This window comes from Nonomuraea sp. NPDC049607 (genome assembly GCF_040675375.1).
Classification (GTDB): domain Bacteria; phylum Actinomycetota; class Actinomycetes; order Streptosporangiales; family Streptosporangiaceae; genus Nonomuraea.
The window spans coordinates 85,233-100,664 of the sequence record NZ_JBFAOV010000034.1; the positions used below are offsets into that span (position 1 = coordinate 85,233).

Sequence of the window (15,432 nt, forward strand, 5' to 3'; positions counted from 1 at the left end):
CACATCTGCCCCCGCACTCCCCGAACTCGGCATCCCGGAGACCCTGAGCATGGACACGACGCCCCCAGTCCCCCTTCGCAAGCAGCGCGACTACCGCCTCCTGTGGAGCGCCCGCACGATCTCGATCACCGGCTCGGAGGTCTCCAAGCTGGCCGTCCCCCTGACCGCCATCACGCTGCTGACCGCCTCCCCCACCGAGATGGGGCTGCTCACCGCCGCCGCGCCCCTGCCCGCCCTGCTGTTCGGCCTCCAGTCGGGCGCCATCTCCGACCGCCTCGCCCGGCACCGCCCGCTGATGATCGCCTGCGAGCTCGTGTCCTGCGCGGCGGCCCTCACCGTCCCGCTGGCCTGGCTGTTCGGCGTCCTCACCGTGCCCTGGCTGGTCATCGTGGCCCTGGTCATCGGTACGGCCGGCGTCATGTTCAAGTCCGCCAACTTCCCCTACATAGCCGCGGTCGTGGACCCGTCGCAGCGCACCGAGGCCATGGCCGGCTTCCAAGCCTCGTACTCGGTGGCCTCCGTGAGCGGACCCGGCCTGGCCGGCATCCTGGTCCAGACGCTCACCGCGCCGTTCGCCGTACTGGCGGAGGCGCTGTCCTTCCTCGCCTCCGCCTTCCTGCTGCGCTCGATCCGCACGCCCGAGCACAACGAGCCCAACCGCTCGTCCAGCATGTGGCGCGACATCGTCGAGGGCCTGCGAACCAGCCTCACCAACCGCACGCTCCGAGCCGTCCTCGGCGCGGGTGTGACGATCAACTTCTTCGCCATGGCGTACATCGCCGTCTACATGCTCTACATGGTCAACACGCTCGGCATCCCCAAGGGGATGATCGGCTTCCTCACGGCCCTGAGCGGCCTGGGCGGTCTCCTGGGCGCCTGGCTCACCTCCCGCCTGGCCAAGCGCTACGGCGAGAACCGCGTCCTGCTCGTCGCCGTCCTGTTCTTCCCGCTGGACATCCTCGCCGTCGGCGTCGTGGACGGTCCCCTCTGGGTGAAGCTCACCGTCCTCGGCCTCACCGGCGTGATGACCGGCGTCATCGTGGTCGCCTTCTCCACCTGCATGGGCGTGATCACACTCCGCGACACCCCCACCGCCCTCCGGGGCCGCGTGAACGCCACCATGACCTTCGCCGTGCAGGGCGTCCTGGCCCTCGGCGGGCTGACCGGCGGCGTACTGGGCGAGTTCATCGGGCTGCGACCGGTCATTCTGCTGAGCGCGGCGGGCATCGCCCTGAGCACCCTGTGGATCTGGCTCTCCCCCCTACGCCCCAACAGTCCTCAGAAGCAGCACCTCCACACCCCGCCCCCTCCCTCTCAGCCCTCCCTCCCCCACGCGCTGACCCACCTCATCGAATCCAAGCGCCGCTCCCTCATCTAGCCCCTCGACCGCGCCCGATGAACTCCACAGCACCGCACAACGCCCCGCCCCCCGCCCCTGGCCTCCCGCCGCCACGGCTCTCCCCCCTGAGGCTCCTTGCCCCCGCCGCCACGGCCCCTCCCTCTGAGGCTTCTCGACCCGCCGCCACGGACCCTCCTCTGTGTCACGGTCGCGCGGCGCTCAACAGCGCCCGTTCTGGTGACGCCGACGGCGCCGTTCTCCGCCCCCACCCATCGCCACCACCTCTTGCCCCCACAGCTCCCCCACCCGCCCCCCTAACTGGCTGCTACCGCCGTCCACAGGAGGCTCACCCCCGCTCCCTTCGTCCACAGAATCCCGCTCGCCTCGACCTCCGGAGGGCGCCCCCGACAAGACTCCCCGCCATGTCCCCTCACCCAGCACCCCCACCGCCGGAGCCCTGCCCCCGGAACAAGGCACGCCAAGCCCTGACCGCATTGGCCATGCTCACAACGGTGATCAGCATCACGGCCATCACCACCCCGGTTCCTCCGGCAAGGGCCACCCCACCCGCCTGGCGCTGGCCACTCGACGGCACCCCCCGCATCCTGCGCCGCTTCGCCCCGCCCTCCGCCCCATGGCTGGCCGGACACCGAGGCATGGACCTGGCCGCCCCTGCCGACACGCCCGTCCTGGCCGCCGGCACAGGCACCGTCCACTACGCAGGCTCAGTAGGCGGAAGAGGGGTCGTCACCATCGACCACCCAAGCGGCCTCCGAACGACGTACCTGCCGATCACCGCGTCGGTGAAGCAAGGCGAGCCGATCATGATGGGCGCCCGTCTGGGAGTCGTACAAGCCGTACAGGGCCACTGCCAGGAGTCATGCCTGCACTGGGGCCTCATCCAAAGCTCCCGCTACCTGGACCCGCTGCTCCTGTTGGGCCACGCCTCCATCCGCCTCCTCCCCCTCTGGCCCACATCCACCACGCCCCCAGTCACCCCACCCCTGCTGCCTCCAACCCCCAAGGCACGGTCCGAAGCGCCCCTCACCTTCCCCTTCGCCCCCACTGAAAGCTCTGCGCCCAACACCACAACCCCGCCCACCAGCGCGCCCCAGCCCCTGCCTCAGCCCCTACCTCCGCCCCCGCTCCTCGTCCCCCTACACCCGTCCCTGCTCACGCTCCTGGGGCACCACGACTCCCCTTCCGCCCCGCAGAACCCACCCCCATCCCCCAACGCCACCGCCATGCAAACGCTCGCGCCTGTCGCACTTCCGGGCACCGAACCTCTGATCATCACCCCTGAAGCCACCCCCTCTCGTCCCGAGATGCGCTCCAGCAACCTGCCCGTCCGCACCCGATGGGCCTCAGCTCCCAAGCAACCGTTTGATCCAACCGAGCGCCCCACCACACCCCGCAAACCCGACATCCAGCTCCTCGCACATGCGGCCTCCCTGCCCACAGCCACAGCAGCCGGACTGGGCACTCTCCTTGGCGCCGTCCTCCTGATCACGGCCCTACGTCGCCGCCGACGCCTCCACAAGAAGCCGCACAGCCCAAGAACCGGCCAACCCGGTCAACATCGCAAGCCCCCACGATCGGAAGGAGCACACAGACGCCCGGATCCCCCCCTCACAGCGCTCCTCCTGAAGCCCGAAAACCCACCAAAAAAAGAGACCTTCGCCCTCAGCGCTCCAACACTCGCGTATACAGCCCCAAGCTCACGCCGAGACCCACAGCTGTCACTCCGAGAACCGCATAGATCCCTCCAGAGCGGCCACGATGCTCCTTCGCCCCGGAATGATGCACGCGACCCGCCAACCCTCATCGGGGCACGCTTGAGTCTCCGAACCGGACCAAGCCCCTCCCCCAGAGTGACTCCTTCGCCCCTCGTCCCCCTCACCGCCGCCGGCGCCATCGCCGCCGCGGGCGCCATCGCCGCCGCCAGCGCCGCCGGACCCTCGGACCACCAACTCGCGAGGCGACAGGCTGCCCTGCCGAGTTGTGGCTTGAAGTAGCGCACGAGTCGCACAACCCCGTGGAAGTTGTGAGTCGCGTGTTGCAACACGACGTCCGTTGCAAAGTGAGTTGTGGCTGTTCGTGGCGACCAGGGCGCCCCGCCCCTAAACGAGCAGCGCCGATGAAGTTCGTGGCCGCGTGGGAGGCCAATGTCACTGGCTGCCCGGCCATCGCTTCCCTACATGCGAGACACCTCCCTGCGTCGCGAAGGGAAGCTGATGAAGCGACAACCACGCCTTGGTCCCCCTCTGGGCACACAGGGGCGACCCATGTCTTCTTTTCGTACGCACTCCCAGCGGGTGATCCCTCTTCTCCTGCTCCGCTGCGGGAACGTCGGCTCCCCCTGCTCCGTTGCAGGAAAGTCCGGCGATGCGCGTGCCCTGTGATCTGGAAGACGCTGGGCCATCTGGGATAGGGCCGGCGAAATGGGGTGTCCCCTATACCGGCACATGCCAGGCTCTTCAAGCGTTCAGCGCAGGCACCCCTCGTCTCCGCACGCCTCCTGTCCAGCTGTACTCGCGCGCCTCCTGTCCAGCCGTACTCGGACCCCGGCGCTCCGCGGCCAGGTGGATCACCGCCTCCTTGTCTCTCCGGGCCGTCGTACGTTCACGATCTGCGCCCGCGGAGGCACGTGCCTGCACTCCGTCGCTTCTCATCCCTCCAACAGCTCTCGCATTGGCGTCACCGCTGTGTCTCCACACCGCCGGGTCCTCAGGTCGATGTGTCGTCATGCCTAAGGTGTCGGCGTCGCCTGGGCGGTGCGCGTTGAACCCACCTGCGTTCGTGAGCTCAAGCTTCGACGCCCAACGGCCCACTCGCTCCCTCGTCTCCCAGCGGGTCAGCGAAGGCCACAGAGCGAAGGGTTTCTGGGGCGAAAGGCCGCAGGTCGCCAAGGTGGAGGGTTGTGAGGGGGCGGAGGGCCGTAGGCAGTCAGTGGGAACGGTGTGAGGAGGGGCGTGAGGGATTTGTGAGCGGACGGTTGCAGCCCTGGTTTCATCGATCAGGCGCGGGGGTGGGCTTGGCGGTAGGCGGTGCGGAGGCGGTCGATCGAGACGTGGGTGTAGATCTGGGTCGTGTTGAGGGAGGCGTGACCGAGCAGTTCCTGGACGCTCCGCAGGTCCGCTCCCCCTTCGAGCAGATGGGTTGCCGCGGTGTGCCGCAGGCCGTGTGGGCCCATGTCCGGGGCGCCCTCCGTCTGGGCCAGTCGCGCGTGGACCACCCGCCGTACGGTGCCCGCGTCGATCCGGCCGCCACGGACGCCGAGGAAGAGGGCCGGCCCGGAGCGTTCTCGAACCCAGATGGGGCGTCCGTTGATGCACCATCGGTCCAGGGCTCGAAGGGCCGGTAGTCCGAACGGCACGGAACGCTCCTTTCGTCCCTTGCCCAGGACCCTGATGACGTGCCGGTCCCGGTCCACGTCGTCGACGTCGAGCGCGCAGAGTTCACCCACCCGCACGCCTGTGGCGTACAGGAGCTCCAGGAGAGCCTGGTCTCGGAGGTCCTTGGGGTCGCCCGTGGAGGCGGGCGCGTTCAGGACGGTCTGGGCCTGCTCCTGGTCGAGCACGGCGGGCAACGGGCGTGGCGCCTTGGCGCTGCCCAGCAACAGCCCGGGATCGGCGGCCAGCCAACCCCGGCGATGGCAGTACGCGGTGAAGGTGCGGACGCAGGCTGTTCTGCGGGCCAGCGTGGCCCTCGCCTTGCCGGCGCCGTGCTGGTCGGCCAGCCAGGCTCGCAGCTCGCCGATGTCCAGGCCGTCGAGCCGACCGCGAAGGTGGTCGAGGAGGGCGGTGATGTCGGAGAGATAGGCACGCACTGTGTGCGGAGAGAGGTCGCGTTCGAACCGCAGGTACCTCTCGAACTCCGCAAGGACTTCGTCGGCATTCAGGTCGGGGTTCAGGCTGTCGTTCAAGTCGTTGTCCAAGGCTTCCCCACTGTCCGCGCGGACATCCACCAGTCGTATCACTGCTCGCTCATGCCCGGCTCAGTACGGTGCCCACCGGGCCGCGTCGGCAACCCCACCGTCCCAGTGATCGCGCACGTCCCGCTACAGGCGCTGACGGCGGCTCGGCTGCGCGTCGCGCCGTCCACATGTCGGTCACCTGCGTGCGACTCATCCCATGAACTCGTGCGTGACCGGTCAGAAGGGGGTTGCGAGTTCTTGGGGGTGGGGTGGGGGCGGAGTGTCGTCTTCCGCGGGGGGAGGTGGGTCTGTGGCTGGGGCTTCGTTGGCGGGAGGCGGGGCCAGAGCCATGGTTTCAGGGGCCTTCAGGTAGCTGGTTGTGGTTTTGCGGAGGCGCCAACCGCCGGCTGCTCGTTCTATGTAGCCGGCCGCGGCCAGGCCGCCCAGGGCGCTCAGCGTGATGTCCATGCTGACGCCGGCCGAGACAGCTATCGATGCGGGACCGGCGCCGCCGCGGGTGGGGATGGCGTCCAGGACTCTCTTGGTGGATTCGCTGAGACGGTCACGGGAGACGACGGGGGTTCTCGTCTGTTGGGCCAGGTCGTCGCCTATGACGCCGACCAGGTCGATCATTTCCTCTGGCGTCGTGACGCAGACCGCCTTGCGTTCCCGCAGGAGTTTGTGGCACCCGGCCGACAGCGCGGACGTGGTGGGGCCTGGCACGGCGCCCAGGTGCCGATTGAGGGTGAGCGCGTGGCCTGCGGTGTTCAGGGCACCGCTGCGCAGGGCTGCCTCCACCACGGCCGTTCCTCTGGTCAGGGCGGCGATGAGACGGTTCCTGATCAGGAAGCGAGCGCGGGTGGGGTGGACGCCGGGCGGACATTCGCTCATCACGACACCCTGGTCGCGAACCTTGGCGAACAGGTCCTGATGGCCGCTCGGATAACAGATGTCCACTCCGCAGGCCAGGACGACCACCGTGGGCGACTCGGCCAGCAGGGCACCTTTGTGCGCCGCGCCGTCCACCCCGTACGCGCCGCCGGAGACGACGGACCAGCCTGCCTCGCTGAGGCCGATGCCGAAGTTGGCCGCGATGTGCAGGCCGTACTGGGTGGCCGCTCGCGCTCCTACGACGGCCACGGATTTGAGACAGGCGAAGCGGAGGTCGGCCGAGCCGTGCAGCCAGAGGCCGAGGGGACGGCTCGGGCCGAGGTGGTCCAGCTGCGTGGGCCATTCGGGATCGCCGGGGATGATCAGCCTGGCTCCGAACCGCTCGCCGGCTTCCAGGTCGGCGGCGGGCTTCGAGGCCGCCAACCGGACGAACCAGGCGTTCAGCCGCCCCGGCAGGTCACACGGACGTTCCTGCCGCGACTCCTGAGCGGTGAAGGCCGGGGGAAGTGCGCGCTCGCGGATCGCCTCCACCGCGCCGGAGGCACCGAGGTGCGCCACCAGACGGCCCATGGCCGTGTCGCCCACGTCGGCGGCTCGCATGAGGGCCGCACGTGCCACATGCTCCGGACTGGTCACATTGCCTCCTGATGATCTTCATGGGCGGGTGGGTGGCCGGGGTCACGGTCGTACTCCGAGCCAGAAGCCGAGGGCTGCGGTGGTCTCGTCTTCTTCGGGGCGGTCTTTGCCTGCGAGGTCGGCAAGGGTCCAGGCGACGCGCAAGGTGCGGTCGAGGCCGCGGGCGGTGAGGGAGCCCGAGTCGAGACAGGAGGTCATGGGCTTCATCGCCGCCTCGGAGGGACGGAAGTCGGCATGGAGGACGGAGGAGGGGATCTCGGCGTTCGTCCGCCAAGGGGTGTGGGCCAGGCGTTTGACGGCGCGTCGGCGAGCCAGCAGGACGCGTTCCGCCACCGTCTCGCTGGACTCGACGAACTGACGGTCGGCCAGAAGCTCGCGTCTGGACGAGCGGGCGACCGTGACCTTCATGTCGATGCGGTCGAGCAGGGGGCCGGACAGTCGGCCCAGGTATCGGCGTCTGGTGGTGGGCGAGCAGCGGCAGGTGGCGCCGGCCTGGTCGTCGGCCTGGGCGCAGGGGCACGGGTTCGCGGCCAGCACGAGCATGAACCGGGCGGGGAACGTGACCGAGGCCGCGGATCTGGACACGGTGACGCGCCCGGATTCCAGCGGTTGCCGCAACGAGTCGAGGACGTGACGAGGGAACTCGGGAGCCTCGTCCATGAACAGCAGGCCCCTGTGGGCGAGGGACACCGCGCCCGGACGGACGACCGTGCTGCCGCCGCCGATGATCGCGGCCGCCGTCGCCGTGTGGTGAGGGCTGACGAACGGCGGACGGTTGATCATGGGACTGTCGGGCGGCAGCAGACCCGCGACGGAATGGATGGCCGTGACCTCCAGGGCGTGGTCGAGCTCCAGGTCCGGCAGGAGGGTGGGAAGGCGTTCGGCCAGGAGGGTCTTGCCGGTGCCGGGCGGGCCGACCATCCACAGGTTGTGGCCGCCGGCCGCACACACTTCCAGCGCTCGGCGCGCCACGGGCTGGCCGACGACGTCCGCCAGGTCGACGGCGGGCTGTGTCACGGGCTTGGGCGTCTCGGCACGCCCATGGGCCTCGGGTTCGGGCGGCTTGTCGCCTTTGCGGAGCCACTCGACCAGCTGACGCAGATGAGCCACCGGGATCACCTTCACGTCGGGGACCAGACCGGCTTCACCCGAGTTCTCCGACGGGACGATCACCGTGGCCTCCTCGTGCGCGGCCGCGGCGCCGAGGATGGACGGGAGCACGCCGCGTACGGCCCTGATGCGGCCGTCGAGGCCGAGTTCGCCCAGGAAGAAGGGCTCGGCGATGCGCTCCGCCGGGACGACTCCGGAGGCTCCCAGGATGGCCATGGCGATGGCGAGGTCGAACTGGGAGCCGCGTTTGGGGAGGCTGGCGGGGAAGAGACTGACGGTGATGCGGGCGTCCGGCCACGGGTAGCTGCTGTTGACCACGGCGGAACGCACCCGGTCGCGGGCCTCGCTGAGCGCCGTGTCGGGCAGGCCGATGAGGTGGATTCCGGCCAGGCCGTTGCCCACGTCGGCCTCCACCTCGACGCTGCGGCCGCTCACCCCGACCAGTGCGACGCTGCGGGTCCGGGCCACGGTCATCTAGATCGCCCCCCGGATGTGGCGCAGGGCGAAGTTGCCCGCGAAGCGCTCAAGGGCGATCACGTCGATGCGCACGGCATCGAAGGAGCGGGACTGCGCCGACAGCCATTTGGCCGCCAGCATGCGGAGCCGGGCCAGTTTGGTGTGGCTCACGGACTCCAGGGCTGTTCCGTGGGACCTGCTCGATCGGGTCTTCACCTCGACGACCACCAGGACCTGACCGTCGACGGCGATGATGTCGATCTCGCCGCGGCGGCAGCGCCAGTTGCGTTCGAGGATCGTCATCCCCTTGGCTTCGAGGTAGATCGCGGCCAGGTGCTCGCCTTCTTTGCCGAGCTCGTCTTTGGAGGCCATGCGCCGTCTCCGTTCATCCGTCTGTCGGGGTTGTCCGGGGACCGACCTTGGCGGATGGCGAGGGGTTCGGAAGGAGGCGAACGGGATTCTGGGGACAGCCGGGGGATGACGGTGATGGCCTGTGGATAACTTCGCGCTACGGGGTGCTCTCCCGCCTCGGCGCGCGACACCGGTGCGCTGGCCTCGGGGATGAGGGACGCCGGCGAGCGCCCCAGGGCGGGCCGTAGGACGCCAGAACCCTAACTCCGGGACGGCGGAGAACGCCGGAGCGCCCTACGCCGGGACAAACGACGCCAGCGCGCCGCAGGGCGGGTTGAGGCACGCGCCGCAGGGCGGGTTGAGGCACGCGAGCGCTGCGACGTGGCCGACCGCGGGCCAGATGCTGCGCGCTCAGCCCGGTGTGGCGCCCCGGGAGAGACGGCTCCCGGGAGCGCGCCAGCAGCCGCACGGCTCGATCAGGCGGCGATGGACGGATGTCCCTACGGGCCGTTGCGGCGCTGCCATCGACTGACGTGTGGCAGGTGAGGGATGGCGCGTGGAAGACGGCACCTACGTGAACGGTGATGTTGCCGTGAAAGGAGGGGACGGCAAGCCCCCGTCCCCCCGCGGCCAGACGCCGTCGGCGCCCCGCGCCGACGGCCCCGGGTTCTACCCCGAGAACCCTTCCTTGGGCATCTCCAGGTCCGCCTTGGCCAGCTCTTCCACGTTCACATCCTTGAACGTGACCACCCGCACGTTCTTCACGAACCGCGCCGGCCGGTACATGTCCCACACCCAGGCGTCCTGCATCTTCACATCGAAGAAGACGTCGCCGTTCTCCGCGGTACGGACGTCGAGGTCGACCGAGTTGGTCAGGTAGAACCGACGCTCAGTCTCCACGACGTATGTGAACAAACCGACGACATCACGGTATTCGCGGTAAAGCTGCAGCTCCATCTCGGTTTCGTATTTTTCGAGATCCTCTGCGCTCATCGCGGTCCTCCTGTCGTACCGGTCCCCCGGTTCGCCTGCTCAGGCAACCCCGGCCCCCATCTCATTTTCACCCATGCCCCTGGCCACCGTGACGAAGGAGTAACGGTGTTCGGGGCACGGGCCATGCCTCTCCAGTGCCAAACGGTGTCCTGGCGTGACATACCCCTTGTGCTCGGCGAAACCGTACTGAGGAAATCTTCGATCCAGATCGACCATCAGGCGGTCCCTCGTCACCTTGGCCACGATCGACGCGGCCGCCACGCAGGCGGCCACCTGGTCCCCCTTCCACACCGCCAGGGACGGTGCGGGCATACCGGGCACCGGGAAGCCGTCCGTGAGGATGTACTCCGGGTCACACGGCAACTGCGCCACGGCCCGCCGCATTCCCGAGACGTTGCTCTTGTGCAGCCCCCGGGCGTCGATCTCCGCGGCCGGGATCACCACGATGCCCACGTGGGCGGTGGCGACGACGCGGTCGTACAGACGCTCGCGCACCGGCGCGGACAGCAGCTTGGAGTCGCCGAGACCGGCGATCTCCCTGCGCAGGACGACGGCGGCGACGACCAGCGGCCCGGCGCAGGCGCCGCGGCCCGCCTCGTCGACCCCCGCGACCGGGGTCAGCCCACGGCGGGCCAGCGCCCGCTCATAGGCGTAGAGTCCGGAATCGCGCCGGACGACGCTCGGTCGAGGGCGGAACGCAACTGTCATGACACTCGCAGCGTACGCCCCATTCGCCGCAAACCGCGACCGAAAGCCCCTTACTTGACCTTGTCGAAAGTCTCGGGTGTGGAGAACAGGTAGCCGCGCGACAGCGGCCAGTAGCGGACGACCGCCTTGCCGATCACGTCGTCGACGGAGATGAAGCCGCCGCCGGGCTCGTCCATGTGGGCGCGCGAGTCCGCCGAGGCGGTGCGGTGGTCGCCCATCAGCCACAACTTGCCGGCCGGGACGGTGACGTTGAACTTGTCGCCGCCGCCGAAGTCGCCGGGGAAGAGGTAGGACTCCTCGTCGAGCGGCGTGCCGTTGACGAGGATGCGGTGCTTGGAATCGCAGCACTCCACCTTGTCGCCGCCGACGCCGATGACCCGCTTGATGGTGTCCTCGCCGGTGCGCCAGCCCTTGAAGACCACGATGTCGCCGCGCTCGGGACTGCCCGCCAGCTTGTTGACGAAGACCCGGTCGTTGATCAGCAGGGTGTTCTCCATCGACTCCGACGGGATGTAGAACGACCCGATGACGAACGCCTGCAGCAGCAGCGCGATGCCGACCCCGAGCACCAGCAACAGGACGGTCTCCCGGAAGCCGCCCTTTTTCTTCTCTTTGGCCACGCCCTCCGCCTTCTTGGTGACGGCCATCAGCGCTTCCTCCCCAACCGTCGCCGACGAACCAGGACCAAGGGTACGGCCAGCCCGAACCCGGCCACCAGCGGTACGGCGCCACCGAGTGCCTGCAGCGCGGGTTGCGCGAAGGTGTCGGGTATGGACAGCACGCCCGCCCGGTTGAACGGCCAGACGATCACGAAGGCCCGGCCGATGACCTGACCTTCGGGAATCGAGCCGCCGCCCTGGTCACCGGTGTGGGAGCGCGAGTCGAGCGAGACGGAACGGTGGTCGCCCATCACCCACAGCCGCCCAGGCGGCACGGTGATGTCGAAGAACCTGTCGGACGGCACATTGCCCGGATAGAGGTAGCTCTCCTCGTCGATGGCCGTGCCGTTGACCGTGATGCGCCCCTTGGAATCGCAGCACTTGACGTGGTCGCCGCCGACGCCGATGACCCGCTTGATGTAGTCCTTCTCGCCGGGCACGACGCCGAAGGCCGTGCCGACCCAGCGGAAGAAGGCCCCGATGGGGTTGGACGGCTCCTCCATCTCGAACTCGCCGTCCCAGGAGTCGACGCCGGAGAAGACCACCACGTCGCCGCGCTCGATGTCACGGGTGTGGTAGACGAGCTTGTTGACCAGGACCCTGTCGTTCTTGAGCAGGGTGTTCTCCATGGACTCCGACGGAATGTAGAAGGCCTGGATCACGAACGTCTTGATGATCAGGGCCAGCACGAGGGCCACAACGACTAGAACGGGCAGTTCTTTCCAGAACGACCCCTTCTTCTCCTTGTCGCCTTTTGCTGGCTTCTGAGTCTCTTCGGCGACCACGTCCACCTCGTCCTCGACAGGGCGGCGCGAGGCGCCGTACTCCTGGTCTTCGCTTGTCATCGCTGACGAGCCTAGATGATGGAACGGCTCGACAAGCCTCGACCGACGTTACACCCAAGGGCGAGTCGCTCCACATAAAGGAAATGGCCCCGCAAAGCCGAAAGGCCCGTGCGGTGCACGGGCCTTTCGGGAAAAGATTCGGGTTACTTCGCGGGGGTCGCCTCGCGCTTCTCGCGGATACGGGCGGCCTTGCCGCGCAGGTCGCGCATGTAGTAGAGCTTGGCGCGACGCACGTCACCGCGGGTCACGAGCACGATCTTCTCGATGACCGGGCTGTGCACCGGGAAGGTGCGCTCGACGCCGACGCCGTAGCTGACCTTGCGGACCGTGAAGGTCTCGCGGGCGCCGCTGCCCTGCCGCCGCAGCACGAAGCCCTTGAAGACCTGGATGCGGGAGCGGTTGCCTTCGACGACTCGTACGTGGACCTCAAGCGTGTCACCGGGACGGAACGCCGGGACGTCGCTCCGAAGGGTCGCCTTCTCGAGCTCCTGGATCTTCGTGTGCATGAGAGCAGTCCTCAAGTCCTCGCGAGCACGCGGAGGTCCACCCGGCCGGAGCTCGCGGCGGACACGCCTGCTGATTTGATGAACCCGGGACCGTTACCCGGGCATGACGGACCAACCGTTTGACGGTCGGCAGCGATTCAGTTTGCCACATCTTCCGGCCGGACGCGAAACGACAGCTCTTCGAGCAACTTCCTGTCGTGCTTGTCGAGCGTCTCCGGATCGAGCGCCGCCGCCAGTTCCGGCCGGTTCGCCACGGTACGCCGGAGCGCCTCGTCCCGCCGCCACCGGGCGACTTTTCCGTGATGTCCGGACAGCAGCACGGCGGGAACCTCGTGCCCGCGCCAGACCGGCGGCTTGGTGTAGACCGGGCCTTCCACCAGGTTCTGCATCGAACCAGGAGCGAAGGAGTCGTCGACGGCCGACTGCGCATTGCCCAGCACGCCGGGCAGCAGCCTGCCGACGGCCTCGACCATCACCAGCACCGCGACCTCGCCGCCGGCCAGCACATAGTCGCCGATGCTGACCTCGTCGACCCGCAGCCGGGCGCCGTACTCGGCCATGACGCGCGAGTCGATGCCCTCGTAGCGCCCGCAGGCGAACAGCAGCCACGGCTCGGCGGCCAGCTCCTGGGCCAGCTCCTGGGTGAAAGGCCGACCGCTCGGCGTCGGCACGATCACCCGCGGCGTGCCGTCGCCGATCACCGAGTCGATGGCCTCGCCCCAGACCTCGGGCTTCATCACCATGCCGGGACCGCCGCCGTACGGCGTGTCGTCGACCGTCCTGTGCACGTCGTGCGCCCAGTCGCGGAGCTGGTGGACGCGTACGTCGAGGGTGCCGCGCTCGCGTGCCTTGCCGATCAGGGAGACGTCGAGCGGGGCGAAGTACTCGGGGAAGATGGAGATGATGTCGAGGCGCATCACAGCAGGCCCTCTGGCGGGTCGACGACCAGGCGCCCGCCCGTCAGATCGACCTCGGGCACCAGGGCCTTCACGAACGGGATGAGCGCGTCGTCCTGCCCGCGCCGGCGTACGACCAGCAGGTCCTGGCCGTGGTGCAGCACGTCGGTGATCTCGCCGACGGGCTCGCCCGACACGGTCTCCACCGCCAGCCCGACGAGCTGGTGGTCGTGGAACTCGTCCGGGTCGTCCGACGGCTCCACCTCGGCGGAGTCGATGACCAGCATGGTGCCCCGGAGCTCCTCGGCCCCGTCGCGCCCGTGAACCCCCTCGAACGCGATCAGCAGCACACCCTTGTGCCAGCGGCGGCTCTCGATGACGAGCGGCCCCCTGCTCGCCGGGTCGGTCACGACGGACGCGCCCTCGGCGAAGCGCAGCTCGGGATCGTCGGTGCGCACCTCCACGGTCACCTCGCCGCGTACACCGTGCGGACGGCCTATCCGGCCGACGACCAGCTGCACGTGAAACCCACCTTCTCCTAACGCAAGCGCCCCCATCGGCCTTTCAGGACCGATGAGGGCGCGAATTCCTGACGCTAACGGACTGCTTCGTCCAGGTCGAGCAGATCGACCCGTACGTACTTCCCGTCGGCCAGGGCGTTCACAACGGTGCGCAGCGCCTTGGCGGTGCGTCCGCCGCGTCCGATGACCTTGCCCAGGTCCTCGGGGTGCACCCGGACCTCCAGGACGCGCCCGCTGCGAATGCGGCGAGCGCGGACCCGGACATCGTCAGGATGTTCGACGATGCCCTTAACGAGGTGCTCGAGAGCCTCCTCGAGCACGTCAGCCCTCGCCCTCGGTCGGGGTCTCGGCGGCGGGGGCGACCTCGGCCTCTTCCTTCTTCTTGGCACGCTTGGGCGCCGTGGTGGCGGCCGCACCGGTGTCGCCACCGGACAGCGCCTCCTTGGCCGCGGCCTCGTAGAGGGCGTGACGGTCGGGCGCGGGCTCGGCGACCTTCATCGGCGCCGGGGCGGCCTCGCCCTTGAACTTCTGCCAGTCACCGGTGAGCTTGAGCAGCTTGAGCACCGGCTCGGTCGGCTGCGCGCCGACACCCAGCCAGTAGGCCGCACGCTCGGCGTTGACCTCGATGCGCGAAGGGTTTTCCTTCGGGTGGTACAGGCCGATCTCCTCGATCGCCCGGCCGTCACGCTTGGTGCGGCTGTCGGCGATGACGATTCGGTACTGAGCGTTGCGGATCATGCCGAGCCGCTTGAGCTTGATCTTGACTGCCACTGGTGTGGTCTCTCCTGCATTCGAGCGTGGGTGAACGGCACCTCATCGAGTGGGGCACGATGAGACGACGCTCCAGGGACAGGCGCGGCCGGCGGGAGATGAGAGGGCACCCACCTGGTCACGATGTTCCAACATGTCATTCTGCCAGACCGCGAACACTGCCTTCGACCAGTACCGGCAGGCCGCGGCAAAGGCTCGGCAAGGGCCGCGTGTCACCTCGTCCGACTTGATCAACTTCCCTGCGGAATGAGTTGGGTGACCACCACGACCCATCCGCTGCTCACCCGCCCGCGAGTGCTCACCGCCGGCGTGTCCGTCCTGCTCACCGGCGCCTTGTTCGGGCTTACGGCCACCGCCGCGGCGGGCGAGTTCGCCAACGCCAATGGTATGACCCTGACCATCACCGAGATCCCCGAGGTGGGCCAGCCCGGCTTCTCGGGCACCTGGGGCACCGCCTCCGTGGGGCCCGACCCGGGCGTCGACAACGGTGACTGGAGCGACCCCGACAACGTCACCCAATTCACCGACCTCGCCAACGAACAGCTCCAGGCGAGCGGCCTCGACGCGCCCGATGTCTGGGAGGCCAGCGCCTCATTGGTCGTCGACAACCTCTATCTCAACCAGAACGCCTCTGAGCCGCTGCTCGTCACGGGGAACGTGTCCACGCACGCGCGGTGCACGCCGCCGGCTCCGGCGATGTCGTCCACCCTGGTGACGCCCGGGTCCGTCACAGTGCTCGGCGTGCCTGTGGAGGTGGGGACCACCGAGGTTCGCGCGACGGGCGAACAACTCGGCTACCCCGGCGTGGCGTTGTCGTTCCTGACGGTGGTCAGG

16 protein-coding genes are annotated in these 15,432 nt (G+C 68.8%); 3 read left to right on the forward strand and 13 right to left on the reverse strand.

What is annotated here, in order from left to right:
* Window positions 1-49: 49 nt before the first annotated feature.
* Window positions 50-1,378: an MFS transporter gene (locus AB0J97_RS41500; protein WP_364099825.1), complete on the forward strand. Its 1,329-nt coding sequence runs from the start codon at window positions 50-52 to the stop codon at window positions 1,376-1,378.
* Between the two features lie 617 nt (window positions 1,379-1,995).
* Window positions 1,996-3,354: a peptidoglycan DD-metalloendopeptidase family protein gene (locus tag AB0J97_RS41505; RefSeq protein WP_364099857.1), complete on the forward strand. Its 1,359-nt coding sequence runs from the start codon at window positions 1,996-1,998 to the stop codon at window positions 3,352-3,354.
* A gap of 1,001 nt (window positions 3,355-4,355) precedes the next feature.
* Here the strand turns inward: AB0J97_RS41505 and AB0J97_RS41510 are convergent.
* The 13 genes from AB0J97_RS41510 to rpsP form a co-directional block, all read right to left on the reverse strand.
* Window positions 4,356-5,306, reverse strand: coding sequence for a tyrosine recombinase XerC (locus AB0J97_RS41510; protein WP_364099829.1), 951 nt, complete (start codon window positions 5,304-5,306; stop codon window positions 4,356-4,358).
* Window positions 5,307-5,492: 186 nt separating this feature from the next.
* Window positions 5,493-6,731, reverse strand: a complete 1,239-nt coding sequence (gene dprA, locus AB0J97_RS41515) for a DNA-processing protein DprA (RefSeq protein ID WP_364099833.1) — start codon at window positions 6,729-6,731, stop codon at window positions 5,493-5,495.
* Window positions 6,732-6,824: 93 nt separating this feature from the next.
* Complete coding sequence (locus tag AB0J97_RS41520) at window positions 6,825-8,366, reverse strand: YifB family Mg chelatase-like AAA ATPase (protein ID WP_364099836.1); 1,542 nt, start codon at window positions 8,364-8,366, stop codon at window positions 6,825-6,827.
* Window positions 8,367-8,720 (reverse strand): YraN family protein, encoded by a 354-nt coding sequence (locus AB0J97_RS41525; protein WP_364099839.1) that lies wholly within the window; start codon window positions 8,718-8,720, stop codon window positions 8,367-8,369.
* Between the two features lie 648 nt (window positions 8,721-9,368).
* Window positions 9,369-9,692: a DUF2469 domain-containing protein gene (locus AB0J97_RS41530; protein WP_026215037.1), complete on the reverse strand. Its 324-nt coding sequence runs from the start codon at window positions 9,690-9,692 to the stop codon at window positions 9,369-9,371.
* 39 nt (window positions 9,693-9,731) lie between these two features.
* Window positions 9,732-10,400 carry a ribonuclease HII gene (locus AB0J97_RS41535; RefSeq protein ID WP_357707131.1) on the reverse strand — a complete coding sequence of 223 codons (669 nt, stop codon included), beginning with the start codon at window positions 10,398-10,400 and terminating at the stop codon, window positions 9,732-9,734.
* A gap of 50 nt (window positions 10,401-10,450) precedes the next feature.
* On the reverse strand, window positions 10,451-11,047 hold the full coding sequence (gene lepB, locus AB0J97_RS41540; RefSeq protein WP_357707130.1) for a signal peptidase I: 597 nt from the start codon (window positions 11,045-11,047) through the stop codon (window positions 10,451-10,453).
* Entirely contained in the window at window positions 11,047-11,904 is an 858-nt protein-coding gene (gene lepB, locus AB0J97_RS41545; RefSeq protein ID WP_357707129.1) for a signal peptidase I, read from the reverse strand. The genes lepB (AB0J97_RS41540) and lepB (AB0J97_RS41545) overlap by 1 nt, the downstream gene beginning before the upstream one ends.
* Window positions 11,905-12,047: 143 nt before the next feature.
* Window positions 12,048-12,410 carry a 50S ribosomal protein L19 gene (gene rplS, locus AB0J97_RS41550; RefSeq protein ID WP_357707128.1) on the reverse strand — a complete coding sequence of 121 codons (363 nt, stop codon included), beginning with the start codon at window positions 12,408-12,410 and terminating at the stop codon, window positions 12,048-12,050.
* Window positions 12,411-12,547: 137 nt separating this feature from the next.
* Window positions 12,548-13,327: a tRNA (guanosine(37)-N1)-methyltransferase TrmD gene (gene trmD, locus AB0J97_RS41555; protein ID WP_364099846.1), complete on the reverse strand. Its 780-nt coding sequence runs from the start codon at window positions 13,325-13,327 to the stop codon at window positions 12,548-12,550.
* The gene (gene rimM / locus AB0J97_RS41560) at window positions 13,327-13,827 is read right to left on the reverse strand and encodes a ribosome maturation factor RimM (RefSeq protein WP_364099849.1); all 501 of its coding nucleotides are present in this window, start codon (window positions 13,825-13,827) and stop codon (window positions 13,327-13,329) included. The genes trmD and rimM overlap by 1 nt, the downstream gene beginning before the upstream one ends.
* Before the next feature lie 74 nt (window positions 13,828-13,901).
* Window positions 13,902-14,147, reverse strand: coding sequence for an RNA-binding protein (locus AB0J97_RS41565; protein WP_020546537.1), 246 nt, complete (start codon window positions 14,145-14,147; stop codon window positions 13,902-13,904).
* Between the two features lies 1 nt (window position 14,148).
* Window positions 14,149-14,598, reverse strand: coding sequence for a 30S ribosomal protein S16 (rpsP, locus tag AB0J97_RS41570; RefSeq protein WP_357707125.1), 450 nt, complete (start codon window positions 14,596-14,598; stop codon window positions 14,149-14,151).
* Between the two features lie 255 nt (window positions 14,599-14,853).
* Here rpsP and AB0J97_RS41575 point away from each other — a divergent pair.
* On the forward strand, window positions 14,854-15,432 hold a 579-nt coding region (locus tag AB0J97_RS41575; protein ID WP_364099853.1), incomplete at its 3' end, for a hypothetical protein.

Bases quoted from the DNA above. Each gene is read 5' to 3' on its own strand.
- AB0J97_RS41500 (WP_364099825.1), top strand. From the start codon at position 50: ATGGACACGACGCCCCCAGTCCCCCTTCGCAAGCAGCGCGACTACCGC.
- AB0J97_RS41505 (WP_364099857.1), top strand. From the start codon at position 1,996: ATGGACCTGGCCGCCCCTGCCGACACGCCCGTCCTGGCCGCCGGCACA.
- AB0J97_RS41520 (WP_364099836.1), bottom strand. From the start codon at position 8,366: ATGACCGTGGCCCGGACCCGCAGCGTCGCACTGGTCGGGGTGAGCGGC.
- AB0J97_RS41525 (WP_364099839.1), bottom strand. From the start codon at position 8,720: ATGGCCTCCAAAGACGAGCTCGGCAAAGAAGGCGAGCACCTGGCCGCG.
- AB0J97_RS41530 (WP_026215037.1), bottom strand. From the start codon at position 9,692: ATGAGCGCAGAGGATCTCGAAAAATACGAAACCGAGATGGAGCTGCAG.
- AB0J97_RS41535 (WP_357707131.1), bottom strand. From the start codon at position 10,400: ATGACAGTTGCGTTCCGCCCTCGACCGAGCGTCGTCCGGCGCGATTCC.
- lepB (WP_357707130.1), bottom strand. From the start codon at position 11,047: ATGGCCGTCACCAAGAAGGCGGAGGGCGTGGCCAAAGAGAAGAAAAAG.
- lepB (WP_357707129.1), bottom strand. From the start codon at position 11,904: ATGACAAGCGAAGACCAGGAGTACGGCGCCTCGCGCCGCCCTGTCGAG.
- rplS (WP_357707128.1), bottom strand. From the start codon at position 12,410: ATGCACACGAAGATCCAGGAGCTCGAGAAGGCGACCCTTCGGAGCGAC.
- trmD (WP_364099846.1), bottom strand. From the start codon at position 13,327: ATGCGCCTCGACATCATCTCCATCTTCCCCGAGTACTTCGCCCCGCTC.